The organism is Vibrio penaeicida (genome assembly GCF_019977755.1).
GTDB lineage: Bacteria > Pseudomonadota > Gammaproteobacteria > Enterobacterales > Vibrionaceae > Vibrio > Vibrio penaeicida.
On sequence record NZ_AP025144.1, the window covers coordinates 2,285,983 to 2,310,529 of the forward strand.

The window sequence follows — 24,547 nt, forward strand, 5'->3', positions numbered from 1 at the left end:
GGATCGTATGGTTGTTATGCGCTTACTTTAAACTGTGCCACCAGCGTTTTCAGCTTTTCAGTTTGAGAAGACAAATCCCTAGCAGAAGATGCAGCTTGATTCGCTTGGCTGTTAGCATTTTTAGACACTTCGGAAACCGTTTCAACGCTTTCACGTACCGCAACACTTGCGTTGGCCTGTTCTTCCGATGCCGCTGCAATACTGTCTATCATCGTGGCGACAGCTTCGGCACCTGCAACAATATCTTCTAAGCTTGTTCCCGCTTTACCTGCCAGTTCTACCCCTTCTTCCACATGGCTAGTACCAGCGTTCATTCTATCTACCGCGAGCTTAGTTTCACTTTGAATCGCTTCGATTGAGCCTGCAATTTCTTCCGTCGCTGTCGTGGTTCTATCAGCCAACGTTCTCACCTCATCCGCAACCACAGCAAAACCTCGCCCTGCTTCGCCTGCACGTGCTGCCTCGATAGCCGCATTCAAAGCAAGCAGGTTGGTTTGCTCTGCAATATCATTGATTACATTGATAATGTCACCGATCTCGGAACCGCGTTTACCCAATTCAGCCACGCTTTTCGAAGACGCCATTACCGCTTCATTAATGGAGCTCATGCCTTGGATGGTGTTTCGAACAATATCACCACCAGAATTGGCGGTAACACCTGCTTCTTTGGCGCTACTTGTTGCGTCAGTCGATTGCTTAGCCACCTCGGCAACGCTTTGCATCATTTCATCAATAGACGTTGAAATATGTTCCACTTGTTCAGCTTGCAGATCGAGATCTCGTGCCATTTGCTCACTTGTTTGCGCGATTTCATGCGTCCCTTCAGCCACTTGATTTGTCGTTGAAAGGACTTCTTGCATGGCTTGTTTGGTTTTGGAAACCGCTTGATTGAAGTTTTCTGACATTTGACCCAACTCGTCTTTGGAATCGACAACAATATTCACGGTTAAATCCCCACCAGCAAGTTTACGCAATCCGCTTGCGACTTCCTCAACGGGTTGAACAATACTTCTCACCACAACCCAAGACACGGCTCCTCCTATCAATACCGCCGCTAAAGTACCAATAATAATGGTGTAAGCGGTGCTTTCCGTCGCCGATTTTGCGACTCCTTGCCTTTGAATCATCAAACTTTCTTCAATTTGAATGAAATCGGCAATCTGCCCTCGAAACTTATCAAAATAGACTTTGCCGCGAGCCTCCCCAACCAACTTTGCAATGTCATTCATTGTTTTGGCATTGCCGATTCGAGAGCGAAGCGCAATAGCGGGCTCGGTGACATTCAGCCTCCACTCTGAAATCGTTGTTCTGATTTCTTCAAGCAATTTGACTTGTGCTGGGTTATCACTCACCGTTTTCTTCTGTAAATCAACGCCTTTGTTGAAATTCTGAAAACCTTGCTCATACGGTGCTAAAAATTCCACTTTTCCTGCTAACAAGTAGCCTCGCATACCTGTTTCCATATCCACGGCTGCCGCTTGAATATCAATTGCCTGCGAAATGACCTTATGGGTATGCTCCACCCATTTAGCCGACTCATTGAGCTCGTTTATTGCGGCATTCATGCCCTCAAAGCTTTGTGCTGACTCTTTGCTTCTTTCGACGATGAGCTTTTCTTCCTCGGCAATTATCTCGCCAATTTGCGCTCGGAACTTATCAAAGTACTGTTTGCCTCGCGCTTGCCCGACCAAATTGGCAATGTAATCCATTGATAGCGCCCCAGAGACCACTCGCTTTCTATCTGCAATGGCGGGTTCTGTGATATTTTTATTCCAGTTTCTGATGTTCTTTTCAATAGCATTGATTCTGGAAACTTGTATTGGGTTATCACTCACCTTTTCTTTCAGCGCTTTACTGATGTCGAAAAAACGACTTTTCCCACTGTTATACGGTTCCAAAAACTCAGATTTACCAGCAAGCAAGTACCCACGCATTCCCGTTTCCATATCAACGGCAGCAGCAGTAAGGTCTAAGGAAAGACGAATCACCTCATGGGTGTGGTTAACCCATGAGTTATTGGTTTCTAAATCTGAAATGGTTTGATAGGCATTAGCTGAAACCTCTCGTGTCGATTCTTGTCGAGCCTGCAACAGCTTATTTTCACGGGCAACAAAGGTAGCAATTTGTTCTCTAAACTTATCGAAGAACACTTTGCCTTTTGCCTCGCCAACCAAATCGGCCATGTCATCCATCGTTTTGGCGTTACCTATGTCTCGGCGTAACGAAATAGCGGGTTCTGTTACATTGGAAACCCAAGCATTAATATTGCTTTGTATTTCAGAAAGGCGCTGAACCTGCGCCGGGTTATCACTAACCGTCTCTTTCAATTCAGTAACCAAGTTGCCAAATCGAGTTCGTCCATTGACGTACGGTTCCAAAAAGCCTTCTTGACCCGCAAGCAGAAAACCACGCATCCCAGTTTCCATGTCCACAGCCGCACCTTCAATTTTCATGGCTTGCTGTATAACTTTGTGCGTATGGTCCACCATATGACCTGATTCGTCTTGATTATTTGAGCTATTTAACGCGACGACTGAAAGAAAAATCAGCAGTACAAGTGGGATACCTGTGCCTAATGCTATTTTCAAAGAGAGGGATAAATTCTTAAACATACGAAACCTTAGCCTTACCTTTGAGCGCTTCGCACTCTGCAGATGTTGTTTAATCATTGAACTGATGTGGTATTTGCTCAGAGCCTGTGTGTAAACGTTGAATCAACCCATGCACTTTTGATGGACAATTGAGCTTACCAATAAAGATATAGACCATGAATCATGTTTTAGACAATGCTTAAATTCCTTAATTAATAGATCATCCGACCACTAAAAATACATCTACCGACTAACTTACTGAGCTCAATGTAATAGAGCCAAGTCGAACTTCAGATCCCCATCATTTTTTTTAATCTTGAAGATAAAAATGTTTGTATGACGTGTGGAATATTCCTTGGTACATTCGCCTCCACTGAGTACCCAAGAGGGCAATCATTCTCCTCTACTCAGATTAGTTAGCCGTACTATAAAGGTCTACCGACCAAGTACTTCGCTTCATGGCTGTTCCCAGCCTTTACATTAAGTAATCGAAATGAATAAGAAGATCATCGTAGGGTGGCGAGAAGTGCTGAGCCTACCTGAACTTCGCCTAGATCGTATCAAAGCGAAAATAGACACAGGTGCGCGGACTTCATGCTTACACGCATATAAGTTGGAAACGTTCATTCAGGACAGCACGCTTTGGGTACGATTTTGGATGCACCCAGTGCAAGGCAACACAGAGCTTAGCCAGGTTTGTGAAGCCAAAGTCATCGATGAACGAATTGTACGGGATTCTGGCGGTCATGAAGAGAAACGATACGTCGTGGAAACTCTACTTTCACTTGGTGGGAAGCAATGGCCCATCGAAATTACATTAACAAACAGAGAAAACATGAGATTCAGAATGCTGCTTGGCAGAACTGCCATGCAAGACCGAGTCATTGTTGACCCAACCGAATCATTTTTAGTGCCACTTGAGGAGAAAAAATAGTGAAAATTGGCATCCTTTCTCGTAACGCGTCTTTGTACTCTACTCGCCGTTTAATTGAGGCGGCAAAGGATCGTGGTCATGAAGTTAAGGTTATTGATGCCCTGCGTTGTTACATGAATATCAACTCAGATAAACCTGAAGTGCACTTTAAAGGTGAGGAACTGACTGGATTCGACGCTGTTATTCCAAGAATTGGCGCATCGGTAACGTTTTACGGTACAGCGGTGTTGCGCCAATTCGAAATGATGGGTGTGTTTCCAGTAAACGAGTCAGTGGCAATTACTCGTTCACGCGACAAGTTACGCTCTCTGCAGCTACTTTCTCGTAAAGGCATAGGTATGCCTGTAACGGGTTTTGCAAGCAAGCCCGATGACGTAAAAGATTTATTAGACATGGTGGGCGGCGCGCCTGTTGTGATCAAACTGCTTGAAGGTACACAAGGTATTGGTGTGGTTTTGGCAGAAACCAAAAAAGCAGCGGAAAGTGTTATCGAAGCTTTTATGGGGCTGAAAGCCAACATCATGGTTCAAGAGTTTGTAAAAGAAGCTGGCGGTGCAGACATTCGTTGCTTTGTCATCGGTGACAAAGTGATCGCGGCTATGAAACGTCAAGGCGCTGAAGGTGAATTTCGCTCTAATTTACATCGTGGGGGAACGGCATCGCTGGTGAAGATCACCCCTGAAGAACGTAAAACAGCCGTCGCAGCGGCTAAAGCGATGGGCTTAAATGTTGCAGGTGTAGATTTGCTGCGCTCTGAGCGTGGTCCTTTAGTAATGGAAGTTAACTCGTCTCCTGGTCTTGAAGGCATTGAAAAAGCAACAGGCAAAGACGTGGCTGGAATGATTATTGACTTCATTGAAAAAAATGCAGCAATTAAAGGAACTAAGACACGTGGCAAAGGCTAAAAGAAATCAGAGCTTTGAATTGCTCAATCACATTACGGAACCGGGTGAACGATCCACATTTGAACTGGAGGCGGCGAAACTGTATACCCACTCACCGCTTTCTATTCAAATTGAGGTGATCAATGGTAAATACGCCGGTCCCGTTATGATGGTGAATGCAGCGATCCATGGTGATGAGCTCAATGGTGTTGAAATGGTACGCCAGCTATCGAAGACGATAGATCCCGCTAAACTCAAAGGCACGGTAATCGCAGTGCCTATTGTGAACGTATTCGGGTTTATTCATAAGTCACGCTATTTGCCTGACCGACGCGACTTGAATCGCTGTTTTCCGGGTTCAGAAAAAGGGTCGCTCGCGTCTCGAATGGCGCATTCGTTCTTTAGTAAGGTGGCGACTCGCTGCGATATCATTTTGGATCTTCACACGGGTGCAATACACAGGACCAATTTACCTCAAATTAGAGCGAACTTGGACAATGAAGAAACGCTACGGCTTGCTAAAGCGTTTAATACACCCGTTGTTGTCGACGCTGCATTACGCGATGGTTCGCTTCGTAGTGAAGCGGAACGGCTTGGTATTCCAACATTAACTTACGAGGCTGGTGAAGCGCTCCGGTTTGAGCCTATATCAATCAGCGCTGGTTTGCTTGGTATAAAGCGAGTTATGCAAGCAGCAGGCATGTTAAGGGAAAGTCGGAAGAAATACCCAGAGCCTGTGATAGCGAAATCGACAAACTGGACCAGAGCCAATAGTGATGGCATGTTACGCACAGTGGTTACTTTGGGTGAAAAAGTAGCGAAAAATCAGGTATTGGCATACATAAGTTCACCTCTTGGTGATACCGAAACATGCATCATTGCCCCCAAAGAAGGCATTGTTATCGGGCAACAAACATTGCCATTAGTCAATGAAGGCGATGCCGTATTCCATCTTGCGTTCTTTACTCAAGATACTGAATTAGTTGAACAAGCTGTAGAAAGTTACATAGACGAAATAAGTGATGTTGAAAGCGATATCATCACTACTGGTCAGTTAGCGTTAACTTGAAATTTAGCGTATGTACATAAACGCCTTAATTATGATACCCAGTCAATATGACTGGGTATTTTTTGGCTCTAGCTCCCGATCTAAACCATTGCTCTGCTTCTAACTTTGAATATACGCAAACTCAAAATTACAATTACATTTAACACATTAATAACAATTACAGTGAGTAATGTATGCTTTCTATATTCGATATATTCAAAGTAGGCGTAGGGCCATCGAGCTCACATACCAATGGTCCTATGATTGCGGGTTATCAATTTGGTCAAAAGCTGATACCAGTTTTGCACAAGATATCTCGAATACAAGTTGACCTGTTTGGTTCGCTCTCCCTAACGGGAATTGGGCACCACACAGACAGAGCGGTATTGTTAGGTTTAATGGGGAATGAACCTTCTAACATCAATATTTCTGACGCAAACCAGCTACTTGCCGAATGCTCGGAAAAAGACAAGCTCTTACTGTGCGGGAAACATTCCATCAAGTTTATTCGAGATGAAGACCTTCAGTTTCATAAAAGCGCTTTACCTCTCCATGAGAATGGCATGTCCATTACCGCCTACGATATTGATAATAACGAATGTACCAAAGAAACGTATTACTCGATTGGTGGTGGATTCATTGCAACAGAAGCGCAGTTAAATAACCCCAACAACGATGAAAAGCATGACGTACCCTACCCTTTTTCTAGTGCTGAGGAGTTATTAACCCAAGCGGAGAAAAATGGCTTAAGTCTTGGTGGACTGATACAAAAAAATGAGCTGGCATATCGCTCCGAAGCCGATTTAGAAAATAAAGCTGACCAAATCTGGGAAGTAATGAGCCAGTGCATGGATAAAGGCTTTGAAACCGAGGGGATATTGGATGGCGGACTTAACGTTACCCGACGTGCCCCTGCGTTGCTCAAAAAGCTGGAAGCCAATGCGTCGATAGAAACGGACCCAATGGAAGTCATGGACTGGATAAACCTATTCGCTTTCGCCGTCAGTGAAGAAAACGCAGCTGGCGGACAAGTGGTGACTTCCCCTACCAACGGCGCAGCTGGTGTCATACCGGCCGTATTAATGTATTACCACCAATTTTTGCGCCCACTAGACAATAAGCAGATCCGAGACTTTTTAGCGGTTTCTGGTGCAATTGGCATGCTCTACAAAATGAACGCATCAATCTCTGGAGCTGAGGTCGGCTGCCAAGGCGAGATAGGTGTCTCGTCTTCGATGGCCGCTGCTGGGCTTACAGCCTTACGAGGTGGCAGCAATGAACAAATTTGCATTGCAGCAGAAATTGCAATGGAACATTCCCTTGGAATGACCTGCGACCCAATTGGAGGTCTCGTTCAAGTTCCCTGTATTGAAAGAAACGCTATGGGTGCAGTTAAAGCGATCAATGCGTCTAGAATGGCGTTAAAACGGACCAGCAACTGTTTGATATCTTTGGATAAAGTGATCGATACCATGTATCGCACCGGTAAAGATATGAATAAAAAATACCGCGAAACATCGTTAGGCGGTCTGGCGATGATTCATCTCGCTCCCCCTTGCGAATAACTTAAGTTTCGGTAGCCAAGGTTGGGATGGCTGATGGCTGATGGCTGATGGCAACATAGCGTAGCGCGCGTAAACGAATGGCGTTAAACACGTATTTTCATTTTGCTCTCTTGGTAGTAACGGACAAATTCATTACTAGAGAGCGATTTACTGAAATACCAACCTTGTACTGAAATACCATTCCTTAAAGGAACCGCTTCAAGTTGGCTGTCTTTCTCGACGCCTTCAACCACCACATTTAGCTGCAACTCCGACGCGATCCCCAACAGGCTATTAAAGACTTTTTTCCCTTTTTCAGAGTTCAGAGCATCAACAAAACTTCGATCTATTTTAAGGGCGTCTATTTCAAACTTATTGAGATAACTTAAAGATGAAAAACCAGTACCAAAATCGTCAATGAAAATTTGAACGCCCATTAGGTGCAACCGGTTCATCGCCATTGTTATTTTGCGTTGATCAGACAATAAGCTTTGTTCGGTAATCTCAATATGAATGTTGCCAGCATATGGGGTAACGAGCCGCTCAATTTCTTGTAAGGTTTGTTCATCCATGAGTGACTGAGGGGTTATATTGATACTCACTTCAACACTCACATCTTTTCGTAACCACTGATCTAAATCATTCACCACGTTTTTCACGACCCAAAGATCAAGTTCTTTCATCATCCCTGCTTGCTCGAGCCATGGAATAAATCGATTCGGGTATTCCACGTTACCACTTTTGTCTTTCGCTCGAACTAACGCTTCACACCCTATAATCTCTAAGCTGTTTGCATCGATTTGAGGCTGATATTCAAGGCAGAACTCTTTGGTACTAATGATTTCGAGGTGACTTTCCAAATTCGCTTCATTTCTCACTCGGGATTGCATGGTGGAAATAGGATCATCGTTCAATGTAAATGCCTCTTCTTGCCGCCTCGTATAGCTGGTATCCAGTGCGGTGAAAAAGATAGAGTGTCGAGAATACGAACGCTCCAACCCCAAAACAAATGGCAAATAGATTAAAGTGCCCAGAAAAATATTAAAAATTTGTAAGAAGACAGCACCTATATCGCCCTGAGTTGCAATCCATGCATTCACAAAAACGGGGCTAAGAAAAGGCAAAGAAACACTGGGGGAGGATACCCAGCCACTCTCAATTGCAAACAGACTCACCGCGACATTCATCATAGGAACTAAAATAAAAGGGATGATTAACCTGGGGTTGAAAATAATAGGTAACCCAAAGAGCAACAGTTCATTCACGTTAACAGCAGCAATAGGTATGCTTGCCAAAGCAATCACTTTGAAAGACGGTTGTTTGGCGACCATTAATAATGCAAGGATCAGCGAGAATGTTGCCCCACTCCCCCCAATGAACACAAAGCTTCCCATAAACGATAAATTCATATGATAAAAGGCTTCGCCGCCAGAAATCACAGTGGAATGATTCAGATTGACCGCCTCGATAAGCAATTCAACCATCGGCAGCAATGCGTAATACCCGTGAATACCCAGAAACCAAAATACCGAATTTAAGAAGCTAAAAACCAACCCAAATGAGTAAGGTTCATTGGCATAATCCAACAACCTCATATCCACTGATATAATGTTGGATAGAGACGTAATAAACGCCATATTGATAAGAATGGTGCAGCCGCCAACCACAATAGCAGGCAATATCATGTTTAGAGATTCTTTCACTATCTGACCAGCACTATCCAAGCTGGTTAATGTGCTCCATTTTTGCTTTACTGACCAACTCAAAATAGGAACAAAATACAGTGGTGTCACAATCGCCATAATAACGCTGTACATAACCATAACTTGCTCGTCGGGAATAAGTTCTTGAACAACGACCAAATAGGCGATGGACAATAAGGCAACGGGTGGTCTGGGTAAGCGGTATTGCATCGCAAGAATCGAAGAGATGGACGCGGTGAGTAGAATTGGGAATATCGCGGTAAGCTCTGAGTACACAGTAAAGCTGAGCTCAACCCAGACAGGTCTTTCACTGTGGAAAAAATCACCTATAGCGGCGATAAATAAGACGATCGATGACAACATTAAGCAAGGTACCGTCCACAGCATTCCTTCACGCAGTGCAAGCAACGAAGACCATAAATGCTTAGTGAAGGACTCCTGATCCCCTCGAAATATCAGCATTTTTAGTTTGTCCGCTCGATTCCAAATCTGCATGTCAAACCTCGGCAAAACCACTCTAGCTAACATTAGCACAGGGTTACAAAGAACCTCTTCCCGAAAGTGAGACCACACTGATTTCGTGCTATCCACGGAAGATTTCAGGCCTTGAATACAAAAAACGCCACATCCTGTGGCGTTTTCTACTGATCATATTCCTAGGTTTTACCCAATTCGAAACTCGGTTTTTTCGTACGCTTTCACTAGCCACTTTCCGTAACCATCGAGTATCCCAATGATAGAGCGTTTAGGTACTGGCTTACCTTGCAGCAGAATAACAAGGCGTTGAATCTCAACTTTTTTCTTTGGGTAATAACGCAAAAATTGTTTCCCACATTCTACTGGGTTCTCTATCCACTGCTTATCTTTGTACATGATCAACGAATAACTGGCTCTCAGGAGCTTCTTCGCAATCACTTTCTGGAGGTAACGCATTTCAATATCGGCATTCGCTTTTGCAATTTTTTCTCTGTAAAGCGTGACCCAATCTCCTACATCCATGTTCCAATGCTTAGCAATCTCCCAACTAGGTTCGAAGTCTCCAAAGCTTTGCGAAAGATCTTCGCCATGCACGCATACGCAACAGTGTCTAAGCATAAAACCCCATGTAAAGATGCCATCTAAACTCAGGATTTCTGGCATCATGCCAAACTGGAATTGAATTCCGGTAATCAAATGGTTGTATTGCTTAGAGAATCGCCATTTGATGGTTTTTACTATGGTGTGTTCTTTATCGGAGAATGGCCTTTGGGTCACGATAACAATATCGAGATTGGAATGACCTATTTTTGCACTCTTACGAGCAACACTACCAAAAATATAAACACTGTGAAGGTTAGAGGTTAGCCCTCTGGTAAGGAAAGCAAGTACTTCATTAATGACCGACTGAAAGTCGGGTTGGAAAGGCTGTTTAGGGTCGATAACCGGCAGTGAAGTGGTTGTGTTCAAAAGAGTATTCCGCATTTTTGACTGGTGTTTGTAGACTCAATCATATTCGCCCAGCATTCGCGTTCGATCAAGTCTACTCATAGAAATAATGCCAACTTACGCTCAAGGTCGCGTGAGGATACTCCCATCCTCTTAAACTGGCACGCTGAGCCTAGCATATTGAAGTTACTTGAGTATAATTTCAGGTTGTAGAAATATTTAGGAATCTTATATGCCAAGGGCTAGCGAGTTAAAAAAAGGGTTTGCCATTATCTCAAATGGTAAAACATTGCTAATTAAAGACATTGAAGTTACGACACCAGGTGGACGTGGCGGCGCAAAAATCTATAAGTTACGTTGTACTGACTTATCAAATGGCTCGCGCGTTGATGAGCGCTTTAAATCTGACGATGTTGTCGATACGACCGACATGGCAAAACGCAATGTTGTCTTCTCTTACATCGACGGCGATGAGTACATCTTCATGGACAACGAAGACTACACTCAGTTTAACTTCAAGCAAGACGACATTGCCGAAGAACTGCTGTTTATTAATGAAGAAACTCAAGGTTTACAGGTACTGGTTGTTAATGACCAGCCCGTTGGTCTGGAACTCCCGTCTACCGTTGAACTGGTGATTGAAGAAACCGATCCTTCAATCAAAGGCGCTTCAGCGTCTGCTCGTACCAAGCCAGCCCGATTTGCTACAGGCTTGACGGTACAAGTCCCTGAATATATTTCCACAGGTGATCGCATCGTAGTGCATACGACCGAACGCAAATACATGAACCGAGCTTAATCACATGACCGATTTAATTTCTTTTGATGATGTCATCGATGCCGCATACGATATCTTTCTCGAAATGGCACCCGACAATTTAGAACCAGCCGATGTCATCATTTTTACGGCTCAATTTGAAGATCGTGGCGCTGCAGAGCTAGTCGAGACACGAGACGACTGGGTTGGTCATGTTGGATTCGACGTAGATAAAGAAGTTTACGCTGAAGTGAGAATTGGCTTGGTCAACGAAGAAAGTGACGAGCTCGACGATGTGTTTGCTCGCCTACTGGTTAGCCGCGACCCAGATAACAAATTCTGCCATATACTTTGGAAAAGAGACTGATCGTTCCTTTGGCACACGCTCTAACAAAAAAGCCCACAGACTTCATATGTCGGTGGGCTTTTTAATTGCTACTAGGTTACTAGGTTACTAGGTTACTAAATCCTAAGTGACTCAGTGAGTGAGGAAAAGCATCCCCGTTACCAAAGCTTCATTAGATTAACCGTTGCCGTGCTGCCATCTTCGGCTTGATCCACAACCTGAAGTACAATTCCATAGTGTGGGGTTAGTCTACCTGTCGCTGGGCGAATTGGGTTCGAGTAATCCTCCCAGTCTGCAAACATTGGGTTTGCGACAACATATGGGTCATCTAACGTCAGCCCCTTCTTATCCACTAGGTGAATTTGCTTACCCGTTTTTGTGTTAAACGCAGCATCACGTACTTGGTAACGAGAAGTCGCTGGCGTACCGTCACTCCAGAACTGTGGGTTGCGATCCGCATCAACTACGCCTAACCAACCTTCACCAGGGTGAGAAGCGACACCATTATCTGTGTGAGAGGTGTCGACATACCAGAGTACCAGCCCCTCATCAAACGTCATGATGTGGTCGTTGCGATTGATGTGCGCAAGACCTTTATCAACACCTTTATGTTGACGCCACTCAGCAAGGTAGTAGTGCTCGTGCTCAAAGTTGCCGTTATTCAGCGCCATACCATCAAGGGTTAGCTCAGGTGCACTCGACTCCGCATTGAAGTAAGCCAAAGTTTGAGAATCCGCGCTAACGGTAACTTCATCAAACCAGTACCCATTCTTCACGTATCCACCATCCGTTAGATAGTTAAATGAAATGGTTACTGTCTGACCTGCGTATGCAGTTAGGTCAAACGTCGCGTCTACCCAACCATTTGAAACACCTGTAAAACCGATGCCATAACCAATTTCGTGCGGATCGTAAGTTGTCGTAATGTTACCTGTAATAGGGGTTCCATTAACCAAAACTCGACCAAAATCGTATTCGTCTTCGATGTCGTAGTTCACCTTAAACGTCAGCGCTGCCGATGCTGCATTTGGAATAGCCACATCAAAATGAACGTTGGTGTTTAAGTTATCACCTCGCTGAGAGTAAAACGATTGAGCCCCTACAACATCCATTAACTTCACGATTTTTGGTGGGAGGTTAATACGCAAATAGTCGTGGTTTACACCTTTCGAATTCGCCTGATCAAGTGTGATCGATTGAGGAGCAGTATTTAGCTGGTCAAACTCGACTGTTTTACCATGTAGCCAATTTCCGCCCAACGAGTTTTGCAAGAACTGTCTCGCCCATGGGCTAAAGCCTGTTGGCTCAGTACCCGGGATCAACCCAGCCCAAGAACCAGAAGACATGATAGACCAATAAGAAACAGGTTCTCCTGGTGTGCTTCCCCATTCATCCTGACCATAAACGGTATCGTATTCGTCTGGAAGACCGAGATCGTGCCCATATTCGTGCGCCGCAACACCCGCTGCAGCGTCAATTGGTTGAATGGTGTAATCGTATGCAGCCATCAAACCACCCCAGTTAGGGACTGACGATGATGTGCCTTCAAGTTCAAAGACATTACCCAAATTCCATCGATGCGACCAAATCGCGTCGGAGCCCAAATTACCGCCCCCTGCTTCTTGCCCAACACCGGAATGGAAAATCATGATGTGATCGACCAAGCCATCGGGTTCACGGTAATTACCATCACCATCTAGGTCATAACGGTCTTCGAGATCATAATCACTCAGGTTTACACTTGGATCTGCGGCAGCAGCCACTAATGCTTCCCTAACCAAATCTCGGGCATTCACATCTTTTGTGCTCCCCTTTTGTGCCCCATAAAAGGCAGCGGGATGCTGAGCTTTATACCATCCAGCAACCCCTCCAATTTGAGTATATGAGCCACCAGATTGCTGCTCATAAAACTGCACCATGGAAATGAGATTTTTGCCATTACTTCCCACGTAACCACTTTGACCAAACAGCATGTCTTGGTAATGTGAAGGCGTGTAATCGTCATAATAATTCGACGTTTCGTCTGGAGTGACCATATTGGCTGGATAGTCAGGAAACTCAATTAAAATAGCGAGAACTTTGTCTTGGGTAATAGGTCCAGCCCAATTACTTTCTGGTATCGATCTCGCAATGGTTGCAGGTATATTGTCTGAAATATCAGAAGACATTAGCTCCAATAGGCGCTTATTTCTTTTTTCCTCGTAGCTGGCCAATTCCCCTTTTTCAGGTTTTTGAACATGAATTGAAGAAAGGTACGCATAAAGTGCCCTTTCAGATTCAGTTTCATTTGCTTCTTTTGAAATAACGCCCGTCTTTTTCAGCATTGTGATCAATCTATCCTGATTAACCACCCCAAAATCAACGCCGTGAGAAGAAGGCGCGCCATGCGCGATAGTAGAAAACCCAAGCAGTGAGCATAGAACACCCGCTGCTACTTTACTTTTTATTGGTAATACATGTGAACTCATTACAAGCCTTTTTTTCCTGATTATTTAATACATATTTGCCAACTGAATTGGTCAAAATTCCATTTATTAAAAAAGGCGATATATAGCAAACAATTCCATATTGTTAATTTTATAGATCATCTCTAAACCTATATATCTAAATTCTAAAAGTTAAAAATATTAATAATTAATTTAGAATCTGGTTCTATTAAGTAATACAAAATTACAAATCTGTCCACTTCAAATAAACTAAGCAAAAATAATGAAAATGCCATATTAAGTTAATTATAAATAAAATATACAGAGCTAATGATTGTTACATGTTGTTTTTCTAGATTAAAAGCCTTTCAACATAAATAGTTAACTCTATTAAGATTTAAATTAAAATCCATAAAAATCATAACATTGAACTAAGTACTATTTTTATAATGATAATTGTAAATATAATAAGGAGAAAACTTAACACTGGGTCTTTATTTTTCATTCACTTTTATTAAATAAAAATATAACAAAAATAGATTACTGAATAATGAATAGTGATCTCATTCAATTGAAATTAATAAATTAGTAGTTCCAGATTAATAAGACTGTGATTTTTATTTTCAATCCTATCAGAAATGCATGAATCGATATGTTATCACATAACATTAGATTGAAGGACACCCCTTATAATGGAGAACTACTTTAACTTGAAGTTCGCCCCCTAATTCTTGTCTCGTTTCTTTAAACATTCCCCTAACATCGATTTTTTAAATATCAGTTTGACTAATGATAATGTCGAGAGCAGATACGCACAATCACATGATGAGTACATACCTAAGCTACTGATGTGGATTGGAGAACGAATACTGGTAAGAACATCACTCTAGGCGCAATGCCCCTACTCCTCTACATAAGGCTAGAAAAACAAAAGCCTCGCACATTGGCGAGGCTCTGAACAGAAAACTGTATGGTTTGGGTTAACCTTGGCGACGAGTCGATTTGGTTGGTTTCGCTGGCTTTCCAGGCTTACGTCGCTGGTTGCTTCTACCTGCTGGCTTGCTCACACGCTCTTCGTGACGCTTAACTGCGCGTCGGATTTTCTGGCTACGTGAACGATCACGGTTGCGAGATGAGTTGTGTGGGTCAATCATTGAAGTCTTTTCTGGTTGAAGCTCGACCATCTCTCTCAAGTAGTTCACTTCTTTTAGTTCAAGCTCCATCCAACCGCCACGGGGCAACTTCTTGTCTAAGAAGATGTCACCATAACGAACACGCTTAAGTCGGCTTACAGTCGGGCCTTGAGATTCCCACAAACGGCGAACTTCACGGTTACGACCTTCATTGATTACGACGTAGAAAGTATGGTTCATACCTTCACCACCAGCGTAAACAACATCTTCAAAACGAGCCATGCCATCTTCAAGCTTAACGCCACGAACCAAGTTCTGGATCATTTTTTCGGTTACTTCACCGAACACACGAACAAGGTACTCACGATCAACCTGACGAGATGGGTGCATCAATCTATTTGCAAGCTCACCATCTGTGGTAAACAACAACAAGCCAGAGGTATTCGCATCAAGACGACCAACTGATACCCAGCGAGCCCCTTGAATTTTAGGCAAACGGTCAAATACCGTACGGCGACCTTCAGGGTCGTGGCGAGTACAAAGCTCACCTTCCGGTTTGTAGTAGGCTAGTACACGACAAACCACTTCTTCCGATGCTTTTACAGATACGTTATGTCCGTCAATACGAACAACTGCATTCTCATCTTCCAAGCGTTCGCCAAGCTTAGCAACGATACCGTTCACGCTAACACGCCCAGCTTTGATTAACGCTTCAATCTCACGGCGTGAACCGTGACCAGCACGCGCTAAAATTTTCTGTAACTTTTCGCTCATTTATTTACCTATGTGTCGCCTTCACAGACGTCGAGTGCAAAATTTGATGCCACCAGTTTGGTGGGCGCGTATTATCGCAGACTTTCACCATGAAAATCTAGGGGCTGTTTCTCTTTCGGTATGATTTCTTACTCAAATGCCGCCGGATCACCAGCACCAAGACGAGCAATAACAGGGTCGCCTTCGCTAAAGTCAACCACCGTCGTTGGTTGCTCGCCTAGATAGCCACCATTTAGAATCACATCAACCGCATGTTCTAGCTTATCGCGGATGTCTTCAGGATCCGATTCCGCTACGTCACTGCCTGGTAAAATCAATGTAGTAGACATCAAAGGTTCACCTAGCGCTTCTAACAGCTCTAGCGCAATCACATTGTCTGGAACACGAATACCGATGGTTTTTTTCTTTGAATTCATCAAACGGCGAGGCACCTCTTTCGTGCCTTTAAAGATAAACGTGAACGGTCCGGGAGTATTACTTTTCAAAAGCCGGAATGCTGTATTGTCAACTCTGGCATAAAGCGAAAGCTCCGACAGGTCACGGCACAGCAACGTAAAGTTATGTTTATCGTCCAGCTTTCGGATCCGACAGATGCGATCTAGCGCTTGTTTGTTTTCAAGCTGGCACCCAAGGGCATAGCCAGAATCAGTTGGGTACACAACAACACCACCGTTGCGAATAATGGCAACAGATTGGGTAATTAAACGTGCTTGCGGGTTTTCAGGATGAATGTAAAAAAATTGGCTCATTGATCTTCCTCGCTTACGAGCTCTTCGTCTCTTGAGTGTGGGGTGAGGCCCCAGTCTTTCCATACTGGCTCAACGCCAGAGGGCAGCCATAGATTTCTTCCCAGCTCCATCCACGGTGAAGGATAATGGAAGTCAGAACCTTGGGAAGCTAATAGTTTGTATTGTATAGCATAATCGGCAAGAGTGCGTCGTTCTTGTTGCGCTTGTTGTGGTTGAGCCACTTCCATAGCATCACCACCCGCTTCACAAAACGCAGTAATAAGACGCTTTATCCATTTCGCTGTTAACTGATATCGGCCCGGATGTGCCAGTACGGCCTGCCCTCCAGCCTGATGAATTGCATCTACAGCTTCAGGAATAGAACACCATACAGGTGGAACATAGCCCGGATTGTTCCGTGTAAGATATTTTTTAAATACTTGCTGCATGGTTTTCGCATAGCCATTATCCACGAGCCATTTAGCAAAATGCGCTCGGGTAAGCGAAGCTTCTCCGGCTATGGCTTTTACCCCTGCTAGCACGCCTTCTTGTGTGACCTTTTCCAGCCTATGTGCCATCAGCTCTGAGCGCTCAGTCCTTCTTTGCTTTTGTTCTTTGATCAACGTTTGGAGTGCTGGATGACCCGTATCCACACCGAGTCCAACAATATGAATGTCTTTGTTTTGCCAAACCGTTGATATCTCAATCCCATCAATCAACGTGAGTGGTAGATTATTTTCTCGAATGTACTCATGCGCAATAGGTAAGCCGTCAACCGTATCGTGATCGGTAATCGCAAGGGTATGCAACCCAAATTCGAGGGCTCTATCTATTAATTGTGATGGTGTCAGCCGACCATCCGATGCGGTGGTGTGGCTGTGAAGATCTATTTTCATATTTATGCTTGACTTTTTTTCCTTGCACTAGTTAACTAGTACACAGTTTCAGGTTACGCACTAAGGTTGCTCATGTTACAGGAATTTAACTCACAACATAACGACAAAGTAACAGCAGACAATGTTGTAGCAAGCTTAGTTGCTGTAGCAAACATAGTGGCTGTTGCAAACGTAGCTGTTGCTTCGTGGTGGCGTGTGTGGTTAAAACCTACGTGGGCTATTGCGTTAACCTGATTTATAGAATCTTGAAGAAATAGCCCGCTCACTGAGCGGGCTTTTTCGTTTTGTCGACTTACTCACATTCAACCGAACAATAATGCAGCAAAACAACGCTTTCCAAGATTGGGGCGAAGAGTTGAATATGCGAGTATGTATTTTGAGAAACGTGTTTAATCAAAAGGAGGTCTTGTGAATAAGGCCATAATGATAAAAGAGAAAGGACAAGTAACACTTCACCCAATGTCCGTGCCTTACAGCGAAGATCCTACACGCCTTTTTCAGGTGCTTTGCTCAGAAAAAACCAACAGCCTCTTACTTGAGTCTGCTGAGATCGATTCCAAAGAAAACCTAAGCAGTTGGTTGCTCGTTGATGCCGCTGTTCGAATTGTCTGTCGCGGTCACCAAGTGGTGTACGAAGCCCTAACAGAAAATGGTCGTCACCTGATTAAACGCCTTTCGACCAATTTACATCATGATGTTGAAAATGCCTTAAGCGACGATAGCTTAATTTTAGATTTCGAAGAACCTGATGCCAATTTAGATGAAGACAGCCGCTTACGTGAAGCCTCAAGCTTTGACGCGCTTCGTCTTGTGCAACACAGCTACGACCTTAAAAATAAAGATAAGCACACGATATTTATGGGTGGATTGTTTGCGTATGACCACGTGGCAAACTTCGAACCACTTGGACATGCAGACGCCACTAACTCATGCCCTGACTACGTATTTTATGTAGCTGAAACCCTTATGGTAGTGGATCACCAAACTAGACAGTGCACAGTTCAAGCTACGCAATTTGATGGTGATAGCTCGACAGAACAAACATTAAAAGCTCGATTAGCAGATATAGCCGAAAAAAGTCATGAGCCAGCACCGCTAAAAGACGCTCAAAAACTGGCTGACGTAAACGCTGTTCCAAGCGTCTCTGATGAGGTATTCTGCCAAACCGTTACGGACTTAAAAGAATACGTGGTAAAAGGTGACGTCTTCCAAGTCGTTCCTTCACGACGTTTTACACTCCCTTGTCCTTCGCCATTGGCTGCATACAAAGAACTGAAGCGCAGTAATCCAAGCCCATATATGTTCTACATGCACGATGAGCTTTTCACTCTATTTGGCGCCTCTCCTGAGAGCGCTTTGAAATACGAAACCACCACCAATCAAGTGGAAATCTATCCTATTGCAGGAACACGTCCTCGTGGCAAAAGAGCAGACGGTGGCATCGACTTCGACCTAGATAGCCGAATTGAATTAGAACTGCGTGCAGACATGAAAGAAAACGCCGAGCACATGATGCTGGTTGATTTAGCGCGTAATGACGTGGCTCGTATCTCCGAAGCGGGTACCAGACATGTTGCCGATTTACTGAAAGTAGACCGTTATAGCCACGTAATGCATCTGGTATCTCGCGTTGTAGGTCAATTGCGTGAAGATTTAGACGCACTGCATGCTTATCAAGCGTGCATGAACATGGGCACGTTAACTGGTGCACCAAAAATCCGTGCGATGCAGCTGATACGGGATGTCGAGAAAGCGCGCCGCGGTAGTTATGGTGGTGCTGTTGGATACCTGACAGGTGAAGGGGATTTAGATACCTGTATCGTTATTCGTTCCGCTTACATCGAAGATGGTATCGCACAAGTACAAGCAGGTGCAGGTGTGGTTTACGATTCTAACCCTCAAGCAGAAGCCGATGAAACTCGCGGTAAAGCACAAGCGGTTATTTCAGCAATCCAAACAGCGCACAAGGAGTAAAGAAGATGGCGAACTTAGTATTTGTAGACAACTTTGACTCCTTCACTTACAACTTGGTGGATCAATTTCGATCGCTTGGTCACCACGTCACCATTTATCGCAACCATATTGCCGCCGCTGTCATTGAAGAAGCCATTAGCAAATTAGAAAACCCAGTTGTTGTGTTATCACCGGGGCCGGGCGCACCTTCTGAAGCGGGATGCATGCCGGAATTAATCCAACGCCTGAAAGGTAAAGTACCAATGATAGGTATTTGCCTTGGTCATCAAGCCATCGTTGAGGCATATGGCGGTACGGTCGCTGGCGCGGGTGACATCGTTCATGGAAAGGTGTCCATGATGGCACATCGAAATCATGCAGCTTACCAAGGGCTGCCCTCTCCTATTGCGATTGCGAGATACCACTCTTTAGTCGCGACATCGGTACCAGAATCACTGGAAATCACCGCGGAAGTCGACGGGCTTGTCATGTCCGTGGTAAATGAAGAAGATAAAGTCATTGGTTTTCAGTTCCACCCTGAATCGATTATGACCACGCAAGGCGCAAACTTGTTAGCAAACACCATTCACTGGGCACTGGCGTAGTAAGAATAAAAACAAATTACGGATACTCAGCCTTGCCGTCTAAGTCAGGGCAAAATGAAGGAAGAATTTATGGAACACATTATAAACAAGCTCTACGACCAGCAATCTCTGACCAAGGATGAAAGTCAGCAACTTTTTGATGCGATCATCAAAGGCGAAATGGACCCTATTCTATTGGCTGCTGTCCTTACGGCTTTGAAAATCAAAGGCGAAACGCCTAACGAAATCGCAGGAGCCGCTTCAGCACTACTGGAAAATGCCAACCCTTTTCCACGCCCAGATTATGACTTCGCTGATATTGTCGGCACTGGCGGTGACGGCTCTAACACCATAAACATCTCAACAACAGCGGCGTTTGTTGCTGCCGCGTGCGGTGTAAAAGTCGCAAAACATGGTAACCGAGGTGTTTCCAGCAAATCGGGCTCGTCTGACTTGCTAGACTCTTTCGGTATCAATCTCGCTATGAGCGCTGAAGATACGCGTAAAGCGGTGGATGATTTAGGTGTCGCGTTCCTATTTGCGCCTCAATATCACGGTGGTGTGCGACACGCGATGCCTGTTCGCCAAACCATGAAAACGCGCACCATCTTCAATATTCTTGGTCCTCTGATCAACCCAGCTCGCCCAAACATAGAGTTAATGGGCGTATACGATGCCGCACTGGTTCGCCCTATCGCTGAAACGATGTTACAAATGGGCATGAAGCGTGCTGCTGTCGTCCATGGTAGTGGCTTAGATGAAGTGGCGATCCACGGTGATACATTAGTTGCCGAAATCAAAGACGGTAAGATTGAAGAATATACGCTGTCCCCTGCTGACTTCGGTGTTAATACAACACATCCATTGGAAGCCATTAAAGGCGGAGAGCCCGCTGAAAACCGAGCGATTATTACCGATATTTTAACGGGTAAAGGCACAGAAGCTCAACTGTCGGCGGTTGCAGTGAATGTCTCTTTACTACTGAAACTGTTTGGGAATGAAGATCTAAAAGCTAACACGCAAAAAGCTATTGATGCGATGAATTCTGGCAAAGCGTATGAACTCGTAAAACAATTGGCAGAGAGAGGCTAACCACAATGTCTGAACACATCACTAAGCACAACCGAGATATGGCGCAAGTGCTAGCAAAAATTGTTGATGACAAACACGTTTGGGTTGCCGAGCGTAAGAAATCTCAGCCTCTAGAAACATTTAAGTCTGCACTAGTACCTTCTGACAGAAGCTTTTACGATGCGCTATCTCAAGATAAGTCCGCGTTCATTTTAGAATGCAAAAAGGCGTCCCCTTCCAAAGGGCTCATTCGTGATGATTTCGATTTGGATTACATTGCCTCGGTTTACAACAACCATGCCAGCGCAATCTCTGTCTTAACGGATGAAAAATACTTTCAAGGTAACTTTGATTTCTTGCCTCAAGTAAAAAAGCAAGTTTCTCAGCCGGTATTGTGTAAAGACTTTATGATAGACGCCTATCAAGTCTACCTTGCTCGTCATTACCAAGCAGACGCCATTTTGCTGATGCTTTCTGTGCTGGACGACGACCAATACAAAGCGCTTGCAGAAGTCGCTGACAGCTTGAACCTCGGTATTCTGACTGAAGTCAGCAACGACGAAGAACTTGAAAGAGCCATTGCACTAAATGCGAAAGTGGTCGGCATCAACAACCGTAACTTGCGGGATTTATCTATCGATTTGAACCGAACAAAAGAGCTGGCACCTAAGTTACCAAAGGGGACGATTGTCATCTCTGAATCCGGTATTTATAACAACCAACAAGTCCGCGATCTTGCAAAATACGCTGACGGTTTCTTGATCGGTAGTTCACTCATGTCTGAAGACAATCTTGAACTTGCTGTTCGTCGAGTTTTACTGGGTGAAAACAAAGTCTGTGGGCTTACTCAAGCGGATGACGCTGCCAAGGTTTACCAATCTGGAGCGGTTTACGGCGGTCTGATCTTTGTTGAAAAATCGAAACGATACGTCGATGCAGACAAAGCTCGCCGAGTCATGAGCGGCGCACCGCTGCAATATGTGGGCGTTTTTCAAAATCATTCCGTACAAGAAGTCGCTTCTATTGCTAATGATTTGGGGCTTGCGGCTGTCCAGCTTCATGGCGACGAAGACCAAGCATTTGTAGATACATTGAAAACAGCTCTTCCTGAACAATGCCAAATCTGGAAGGCATACGGTGTGACCGATAAAGCGCCTCAGCTTTTAGAACAACACATTAATCGACACCTATTAGATTCCAAAGTTGGGAATCAGTCCGGCGGTACAGGAGTCACATTTGATTGGTCGCTCATTGGTGAAGAAAAGAACATCATGCTCGCTGGTGGGCTCTCGCCAGAAAACGTAAGAGACGCCGCGAATCTTGGTTGCCTTGGTTTGGATCTAAATTCTGGAGTAGAAAGTTCTCCGGGTCACAAAGATCAAACCAAGCTAACCGACGCATTTAAAGAAATTAGACACTACTGATCACAAACGAAAAGCTCGTTTAAAGTTAAGGAATTATCATGGCAAAACTTGATGCCTACTTTGGAGAATATGGTGGTCAGTATGTACCACAAATCTTGGTGCCAGCGCTTGAGCAATTAGAACAAGCGTTTATTGATGCCCAAGAAGATCCCGATTTTCATGCCGAGTTTATGGGCTTACTGCAAGAGTACGCCGGTCGCCCAACCGCTCTAACACTGACTCGTAATTTAACGAAAGGGACAAAAACAAAACTGTACCTTAAGCGCGAAGATTTGCTTCACGGCGGCGCGCACAAAACCAACCAGGTACTCGGTCAAGCATTACTTGCCAAGCGCATGGGTAAGAACGAAATCATTGCAGAAACGGGCGCAGGCCAGCACGGTGTGGCTACAGCATTGGCTTGTGCACTCCTCGGCTTGAAGTGCCGCGTGTACATGGGTGCAAAAGACGTAGAGCGTCAAAGCCCTAACGTATTCCGTATGAAGCTAATGGGTGCAGAAGTAATTCCTGTGCATTCAGGCAGCTCGACGCTTAAAGATGCGTGTAACGAAGCGCTGCGTGACTGGTCTGCATCTTATGAGACAGCGCATTACCTTTTAGGTACAGCAGCGGGACCTCACCCATTCCCGACCATTGTTCGTGAATTCCAACGCATGATTGGTGAAGAAACCAAAAATCAGATCCTTGCTAGAGAAGGTCGACTGCCAGACTCTGTCATTGCGTGTGTTGGCGGTGGTTCGAATGCCATTGGTATGTTTGCCGATTTCATTGAAGAAACCGATGTAGCACTTATTGGTGTAGAGCCAGCTGGTTTGGGTATTGATACTGACCAACATGGCGCGCCACTCAAACACGGTAAAACGGGCATCTTCTTTGGTATGAAAGCACCGTTAATGCAAGACAGCCACGGACAAGTGGAAGAGTCTTACTCTGTCTCGGCAGGTTTGGATTTCCCTTCAGTTGGACCTCAGCATGCGCATTTGAACGCGACAGGTCGAGCGGAGTACGTGGCGATAAGCGATGATGAAGCATTGGAAGCTTTCCAAACTCTCGCGCGAAACGAAGGTATTATTCCTGCTTTGGAGTCCTCTCATGCATTGGCTTATGCCCTGAAAATGGCACACGACAACCCAGAGAAAGAACAAATTCTGATTGTAAATTTATCCGGTCGTGGTGATAAAGATATTTTCACTGTTCACGATATTCTTGAGAAAAAAGGAGCGCTGTAATGGATCGTTATCAAGCTATGTTCGCCCGCTTGGCTGAAAAAAACCAAGGCGCATTTGTTCCTTTTGTCACCGTTGGCGATCCGAACCCAAAGCAATCTCTGAAAATCATGGAAACGCTGGTCGAAGCAGGTGCCGATGCCCTTGAATTGGGCTTCCCGTTCTCCGATCCGCTGGCGGATGGTCCAACGATTCAAGGAGCGAATATCCGCGCTTTGGATTCCGGAACCACACCCGATATTTGTTTTGAAAGCATTACGGCAATTCGCAAGCAGTACCCAGACTTGCCAATTGGTTTGTTAATGTACGCCAACTTGGTTTACGCCAACGGTATCGAAAGTTTCTACAAACGTTGCTCAGATGCTGGAATTGACTCTGTGCTGATCGCCGACGTACCAACAAATGAAAGCAAAGAGTTTGTAAAAGCGGCGCACAAATATGGCATTCATCCTATCTTTATTGCACCACCAACCGCATCAGATGAAACACTTCAGCAAGTGTCTGAATTGGGTGGTGGCTACACGTACTTGCTCTCGCGTGCGGGCGTAACAGGTGCAGAAACAAAAGCGAATATGCCTGTCGGCGACATGTTGAGCAAACTTTCTCAATTTAATGCGCCACCGGCACTACTAGGCTTTGGTATTTCCGAGCCAGCGCAAGTTAAAGAGGCGTTGGAATCAGGTGCGGCTGGGGCTATTTCGGGCTCTGCTGTCGTGAAAATCATAGAGACAAACGTAAGTGACGAATCAGCCATGCTAGCTGCGCTTGCAAACTTTGTTGAGCCAATGAAAGCAGCAACGCAAAAATAGTCAAACGAGCTCAAACCAATCCGCTCGGATCACACTGGCTATAACACTCTATGCATGAAACAAAAACGCAACATTTGTGCTAAATGTTGCGTTTATTTTACATAGCGTTTAATCATTTTTGTTTACCTGTCTCGAACTCGAATAAACAACCTCTCACATATTCTTAGCAAACGATTGCTTTGCATGTTTATTCAAAAACTCACAGAACACCTATTTTTTCTAACTTATTCACCTAGGTTATATTGATCGCATTTCCAATTCAGTGTAAAAAGCCAAGCAAGATTTTCATCT

At 44.6% G+C, this 24,547-nt stretch carries 20 protein-coding genes; 13 read left to right on the plus strand and 7 right to left on the minus strand.

What is annotated here, in order from left to right; all coding sequences use genetic code 11:
- Positions 1–14 precede the first annotated feature (14 nt).
- Entirely contained in the window at positions 15–2,612 is a 2,598-nt protein-coding gene (locus LDO37_RS10215) for a CHASE3 domain-containing protein (RefSeq protein ID WP_185829801.1), read from the minus strand.
- Between the two features lie 472 nt (positions 2,613–3,084).
- Here LDO37_RS10215 and LDO37_RS10220 point away from each other — a divergent pair, with 472 nt between their 5' ends.
- The 4 genes from LDO37_RS10220 to LDO37_RS10235 all read left to right on the plus strand — a co-directional run bounded on the left by LDO37_RS10220 (position 3,085) and on the right by LDO37_RS10235 (position 7,022).
- On the plus strand, positions 3,085–3,525 hold the full coding sequence (locus LDO37_RS10220; protein ID WP_126607804.1) for an ATP-dependent zinc protease family protein: 441 nt from the start codon (positions 3,085–3,087) through the stop codon (positions 3,523–3,525).
- Positions 3,525–4,430, plus strand: coding sequence for a 30S ribosomal protein S6--L-glutamate ligase (rimK, locus tag LDO37_RS10225; RefSeq protein ID WP_101111393.1), 906 nt, complete (start codon positions 3,525–3,527; stop codon positions 4,428–4,430). Before LDO37_RS10220 ends, rimK begins: the two co-directional genes overlap by 1 nt.
- Positions 4,417–5,478: a succinylglutamate desuccinylase/aspartoacylase family protein gene (locus tag LDO37_RS10230; RefSeq protein ID WP_224055113.1), complete on the plus strand. Its 1,062-nt coding sequence runs from the start codon at positions 4,417–4,419 to the stop codon at positions 5,476–5,478. The genes rimK and LDO37_RS10230 overlap by 14 nt, the downstream gene beginning before the upstream one ends.
- A gap of 173 nt (positions 5,479–5,651) precedes the next feature.
- Positions 5,652–7,022, plus strand: coding sequence for an L-serine ammonia-lyase (locus LDO37_RS10235; protein WP_126609227.1), 1,371 nt, complete (start codon positions 5,652–5,654; stop codon positions 7,020–7,022).
- Between the two features lie 83 nt (positions 7,023–7,105).
- Here LDO37_RS10235 and LDO37_RS10240 read toward each other — a convergent pair whose 3' ends face one another.
- Together LDO37_RS10240 and LDO37_RS10245 are read right to left on the minus strand one after the other, a co-directional pair.
- Positions 7,106–9,199 carry a PTS sugar transporter subunit IIC/EAL domain-containing protein gene (locus LDO37_RS10240; protein WP_126609228.1) on the minus strand — a complete coding sequence of 698 codons (2,094 nt, stop codon included), beginning with the start codon at positions 9,197–9,199 and terminating at the stop codon, positions 7,106–7,108.
- Between the two features lie 168 nt (positions 9,200–9,367).
- Positions 9,368–10,150 carry a nucleotidyltransferase domain-containing protein gene (locus LDO37_RS10245; protein WP_224055114.1) on the minus strand — a complete coding sequence of 261 codons (783 nt, stop codon included), beginning with the start codon at positions 10,148–10,150 and terminating at the stop codon, positions 9,368–9,370.
- 211 nt (positions 10,151–10,361) lie between these two features.
- Here LDO37_RS10245 and efpL point away from each other — a divergent pair, with 211 nt between their 5' ends.
- Together efpL and LDO37_RS10255 are read left to right on the plus strand one after the other, a co-directional pair.
- Positions 10,362–10,928, plus strand: a complete 567-nt coding sequence (gene efpL / locus LDO37_RS10250) for an elongation factor P-like protein EfpL (RefSeq protein WP_126609230.1) — start codon at positions 10,362–10,364, stop codon at positions 10,926–10,928.
- A 4-nt stretch (positions 10,929–10,932) separates the two neighbouring features.
- The gene (locus LDO37_RS10255; RefSeq protein WP_126609231.1) at positions 10,933–11,253 is read left to right on the plus strand and encodes an HI1450 family dsDNA-mimic protein; all 321 of its coding nucleotides are present in this window, start codon (positions 10,933–10,935) and stop codon (positions 11,251–11,253) included.
- 137 nt (positions 11,254–11,390) lie between these two features.
- On the opposite strand, the gene LDO37_RS10260 is transcribed toward LDO37_RS10255, so the two are convergent.
- The 4 genes from LDO37_RS10260 to rnm form a co-directional block, all read right to left on the minus strand.
- The gene (locus LDO37_RS10260) at positions 11,391–13,700 is read right to left on the minus strand and encodes an immune inhibitor A domain-containing protein (protein ID WP_126609232.1); all 2,310 of its coding nucleotides are present in this window, start codon (positions 13,698–13,700) and stop codon (positions 11,391–11,393) included.
- A 938-nt stretch (positions 13,701–14,638) separates the two neighbouring features.
- Positions 14,639–15,565, minus strand: coding sequence for a 23S rRNA pseudouridine(2605) synthase RluB (gene rluB / locus LDO37_RS10265; protein ID WP_104402566.1), 927 nt, complete (start codon positions 15,563–15,565; stop codon positions 14,639–14,641).
- 128 nt (positions 15,566–15,693) lie between these two features.
- Positions 15,694–16,314 carry an L-threonylcarbamoyladenylate synthase gene (locus tag LDO37_RS10270; protein WP_104402567.1) on the minus strand — a complete coding sequence of 207 codons (621 nt, stop codon included), beginning with the start codon at positions 16,312–16,314 and terminating at the stop codon, positions 15,694–15,696.
- Positions 16,311–17,189, minus strand: a complete 879-nt coding sequence (gene rnm, locus LDO37_RS10275) for an RNase RNM (protein ID WP_126608439.1) — start codon at positions 17,187–17,189, stop codon at positions 16,311–16,313. The genes LDO37_RS10270 and rnm overlap by 4 nt, the downstream gene beginning before the upstream one ends.
- Positions 17,190–17,261: 72 nt before the next feature.
- On the opposite strand from rnm, the gene LDO37_RS10280 reads away from it, so the two are divergent.
- The 7 genes from LDO37_RS10280 to trpA all read left to right on the plus strand — a co-directional run bounded on the left by LDO37_RS10280 (position 17,262) and on the right by trpA (position 24,256).
- Positions 17,262–17,423 (plus strand): hypothetical protein, encoded by a 162-nt coding sequence (locus LDO37_RS10280; protein ID WP_185829845.1) that lies wholly within the window; start codon positions 17,262–17,264, stop codon positions 17,421–17,423.
- A gap of 174 nt (positions 17,424–17,597) precedes the next feature.
- On the plus strand, positions 17,598–19,163 hold the full coding sequence (locus LDO37_RS10285; RefSeq protein ID WP_185829844.1) for an anthranilate synthase component 1: 1,566 nt from the start codon (positions 17,598–17,600) through the stop codon (positions 19,161–19,163).
- Positions 19,164–19,168: 5 nt separating this feature from the next.
- Positions 19,169–19,747, plus strand: coding sequence for an aminodeoxychorismate/anthranilate synthase component II (locus tag LDO37_RS10290; protein WP_126608438.1), 579 nt, complete (start codon positions 19,169–19,171; stop codon positions 19,745–19,747).
- Positions 19,748–19,816: 69 nt separating this feature from the next.
- The gene (trpD, locus tag LDO37_RS10295; protein ID WP_126608437.1) at positions 19,817–20,818 is read left to right on the plus strand and encodes an anthranilate phosphoribosyltransferase; all 1,002 of its coding nucleotides are present in this window, start codon (positions 19,817–19,819) and stop codon (positions 20,816–20,818) included.
- A 5-nt stretch (positions 20,819–20,823) separates the two neighbouring features.
- A complete protein-coding gene (trpCF, locus tag LDO37_RS10300; protein WP_126608436.1) occupies positions 20,824–22,221 on the plus strand; it encodes a bifunctional indole-3-glycerol-phosphate synthase TrpC/phosphoribosylanthranilate isomerase TrpF in 1,398 nt (465 codons plus the stop codon).
- Between the two features lie 38 nt (positions 22,222–22,259).
- A complete protein-coding gene (gene trpB, locus LDO37_RS10305; RefSeq protein WP_104402573.1) occupies positions 22,260–23,450 on the plus strand; it encodes a tryptophan synthase subunit beta in 1,191 nt (396 codons plus the stop codon).
- Positions 23,450–24,256: a tryptophan synthase subunit alpha gene (gene trpA / locus LDO37_RS10310; RefSeq protein WP_126608435.1), complete on the plus strand. Its 807-nt coding sequence runs from the start codon at positions 23,450–23,452 to the stop codon at positions 24,254–24,256. Before trpB ends, trpA begins: the two co-directional genes overlap by 1 nt.
- The last annotated feature ends 291 nt before the right edge of the window (positions 24,257–24,547 follow it).

What these genes read in the sequence shown, in the direction of transcription:
- LDO37_RS10215 (WP_185829801.1), bottom strand. Translation starts at nt 2,612, where the DNA reads ATGTTTAAGAATTTATCCCTCTCTTTGAAAATAGCATTAGGCACAGGT.
- LDO37_RS10220 (WP_126607804.1), top strand. Translation starts at nt 3,085, where the DNA reads ATGAATAAGAAGATCATCGTAGGGTGGCGAGAAGTGCTGAGCCTACCT.
- LDO37_RS10235 (WP_126609227.1), top strand. Translation starts at nt 5,652, where the DNA reads ATGCTTTCTATATTCGATATATTCAAAGTAGGCGTAGGGCCATCGAGC.
- LDO37_RS10240 (WP_126609228.1), bottom strand. Translation starts at nt 9,199, where the DNA reads ATGCAGATTTGGAATCGAGCGGACAAACTAAAAATGCTGATATTTCGA.
- efpL (WP_126609230.1), top strand. Translation starts at nt 10,362, where the DNA reads ATGCCAAGGGCTAGCGAGTTAAAAAAAGGGTTTGCCATTATCTCAAAT.
- LDO37_RS10255 (WP_126609231.1), top strand. Translation starts at nt 10,933, where the DNA reads ATGACCGATTTAATTTCTTTTGATGATGTCATCGATGCCGCATACGAT.
- LDO37_RS10260 (WP_126609232.1), bottom strand. Translation starts at nt 13,700, where the DNA reads ATGAGTTCACATGTATTACCAATAAAAAGTAAAGTAGCAGCGGGTGTT.
- rluB (WP_104402566.1), bottom strand. Translation starts at nt 15,565, where the DNA reads ATGAGCGAAAAGTTACAGAAAATTTTAGCGCGTGCTGGTCACGGTTCA.
- LDO37_RS10270 (WP_104402567.1), bottom strand. Translation starts at nt 16,314, where the DNA reads ATGAGCCAATTTTTTTACATTCATCCTGAAAACCCGCAAGCACGTTTA.
- rnm (WP_126608439.1), bottom strand. Translation starts at nt 17,189, where the DNA reads ATGAAAATAGATCTTCACAGCCACACCACCGCATCGGATGGTCGGCTG.
- LDO37_RS10280 (WP_185829845.1), top strand. Translation starts at nt 17,262, where the DNA reads ATGTTACAGGAATTTAACTCACAACATAACGACAAAGTAACAGCAGAC.
- LDO37_RS10290 (WP_126608438.1), top strand. Translation starts at nt 19,169, where the DNA reads ATGGCGAACTTAGTATTTGTAGACAACTTTGACTCCTTCACTTACAAC.
- trpD (WP_126608437.1), top strand. Translation starts at nt 19,817, where the DNA reads ATGGAACACATTATAAACAAGCTCTACGACCAGCAATCTCTGACCAAG.
- trpCF (WP_126608436.1), top strand. Translation starts at nt 20,824, where the DNA reads ATGTCTGAACACATCACTAAGCACAACCGAGATATGGCGCAAGTGCTA.
- trpB (WP_104402573.1), top strand. Translation starts at nt 22,260, where the DNA reads ATGGCAAAACTTGATGCCTACTTTGGAGAATATGGTGGTCAGTATGTA.
- trpA (WP_126608435.1), top strand. Translation starts at nt 23,450, where the DNA reads ATGGATCGTTATCAAGCTATGTTCGCCCGCTTGGCTGAAAAAAACCAA.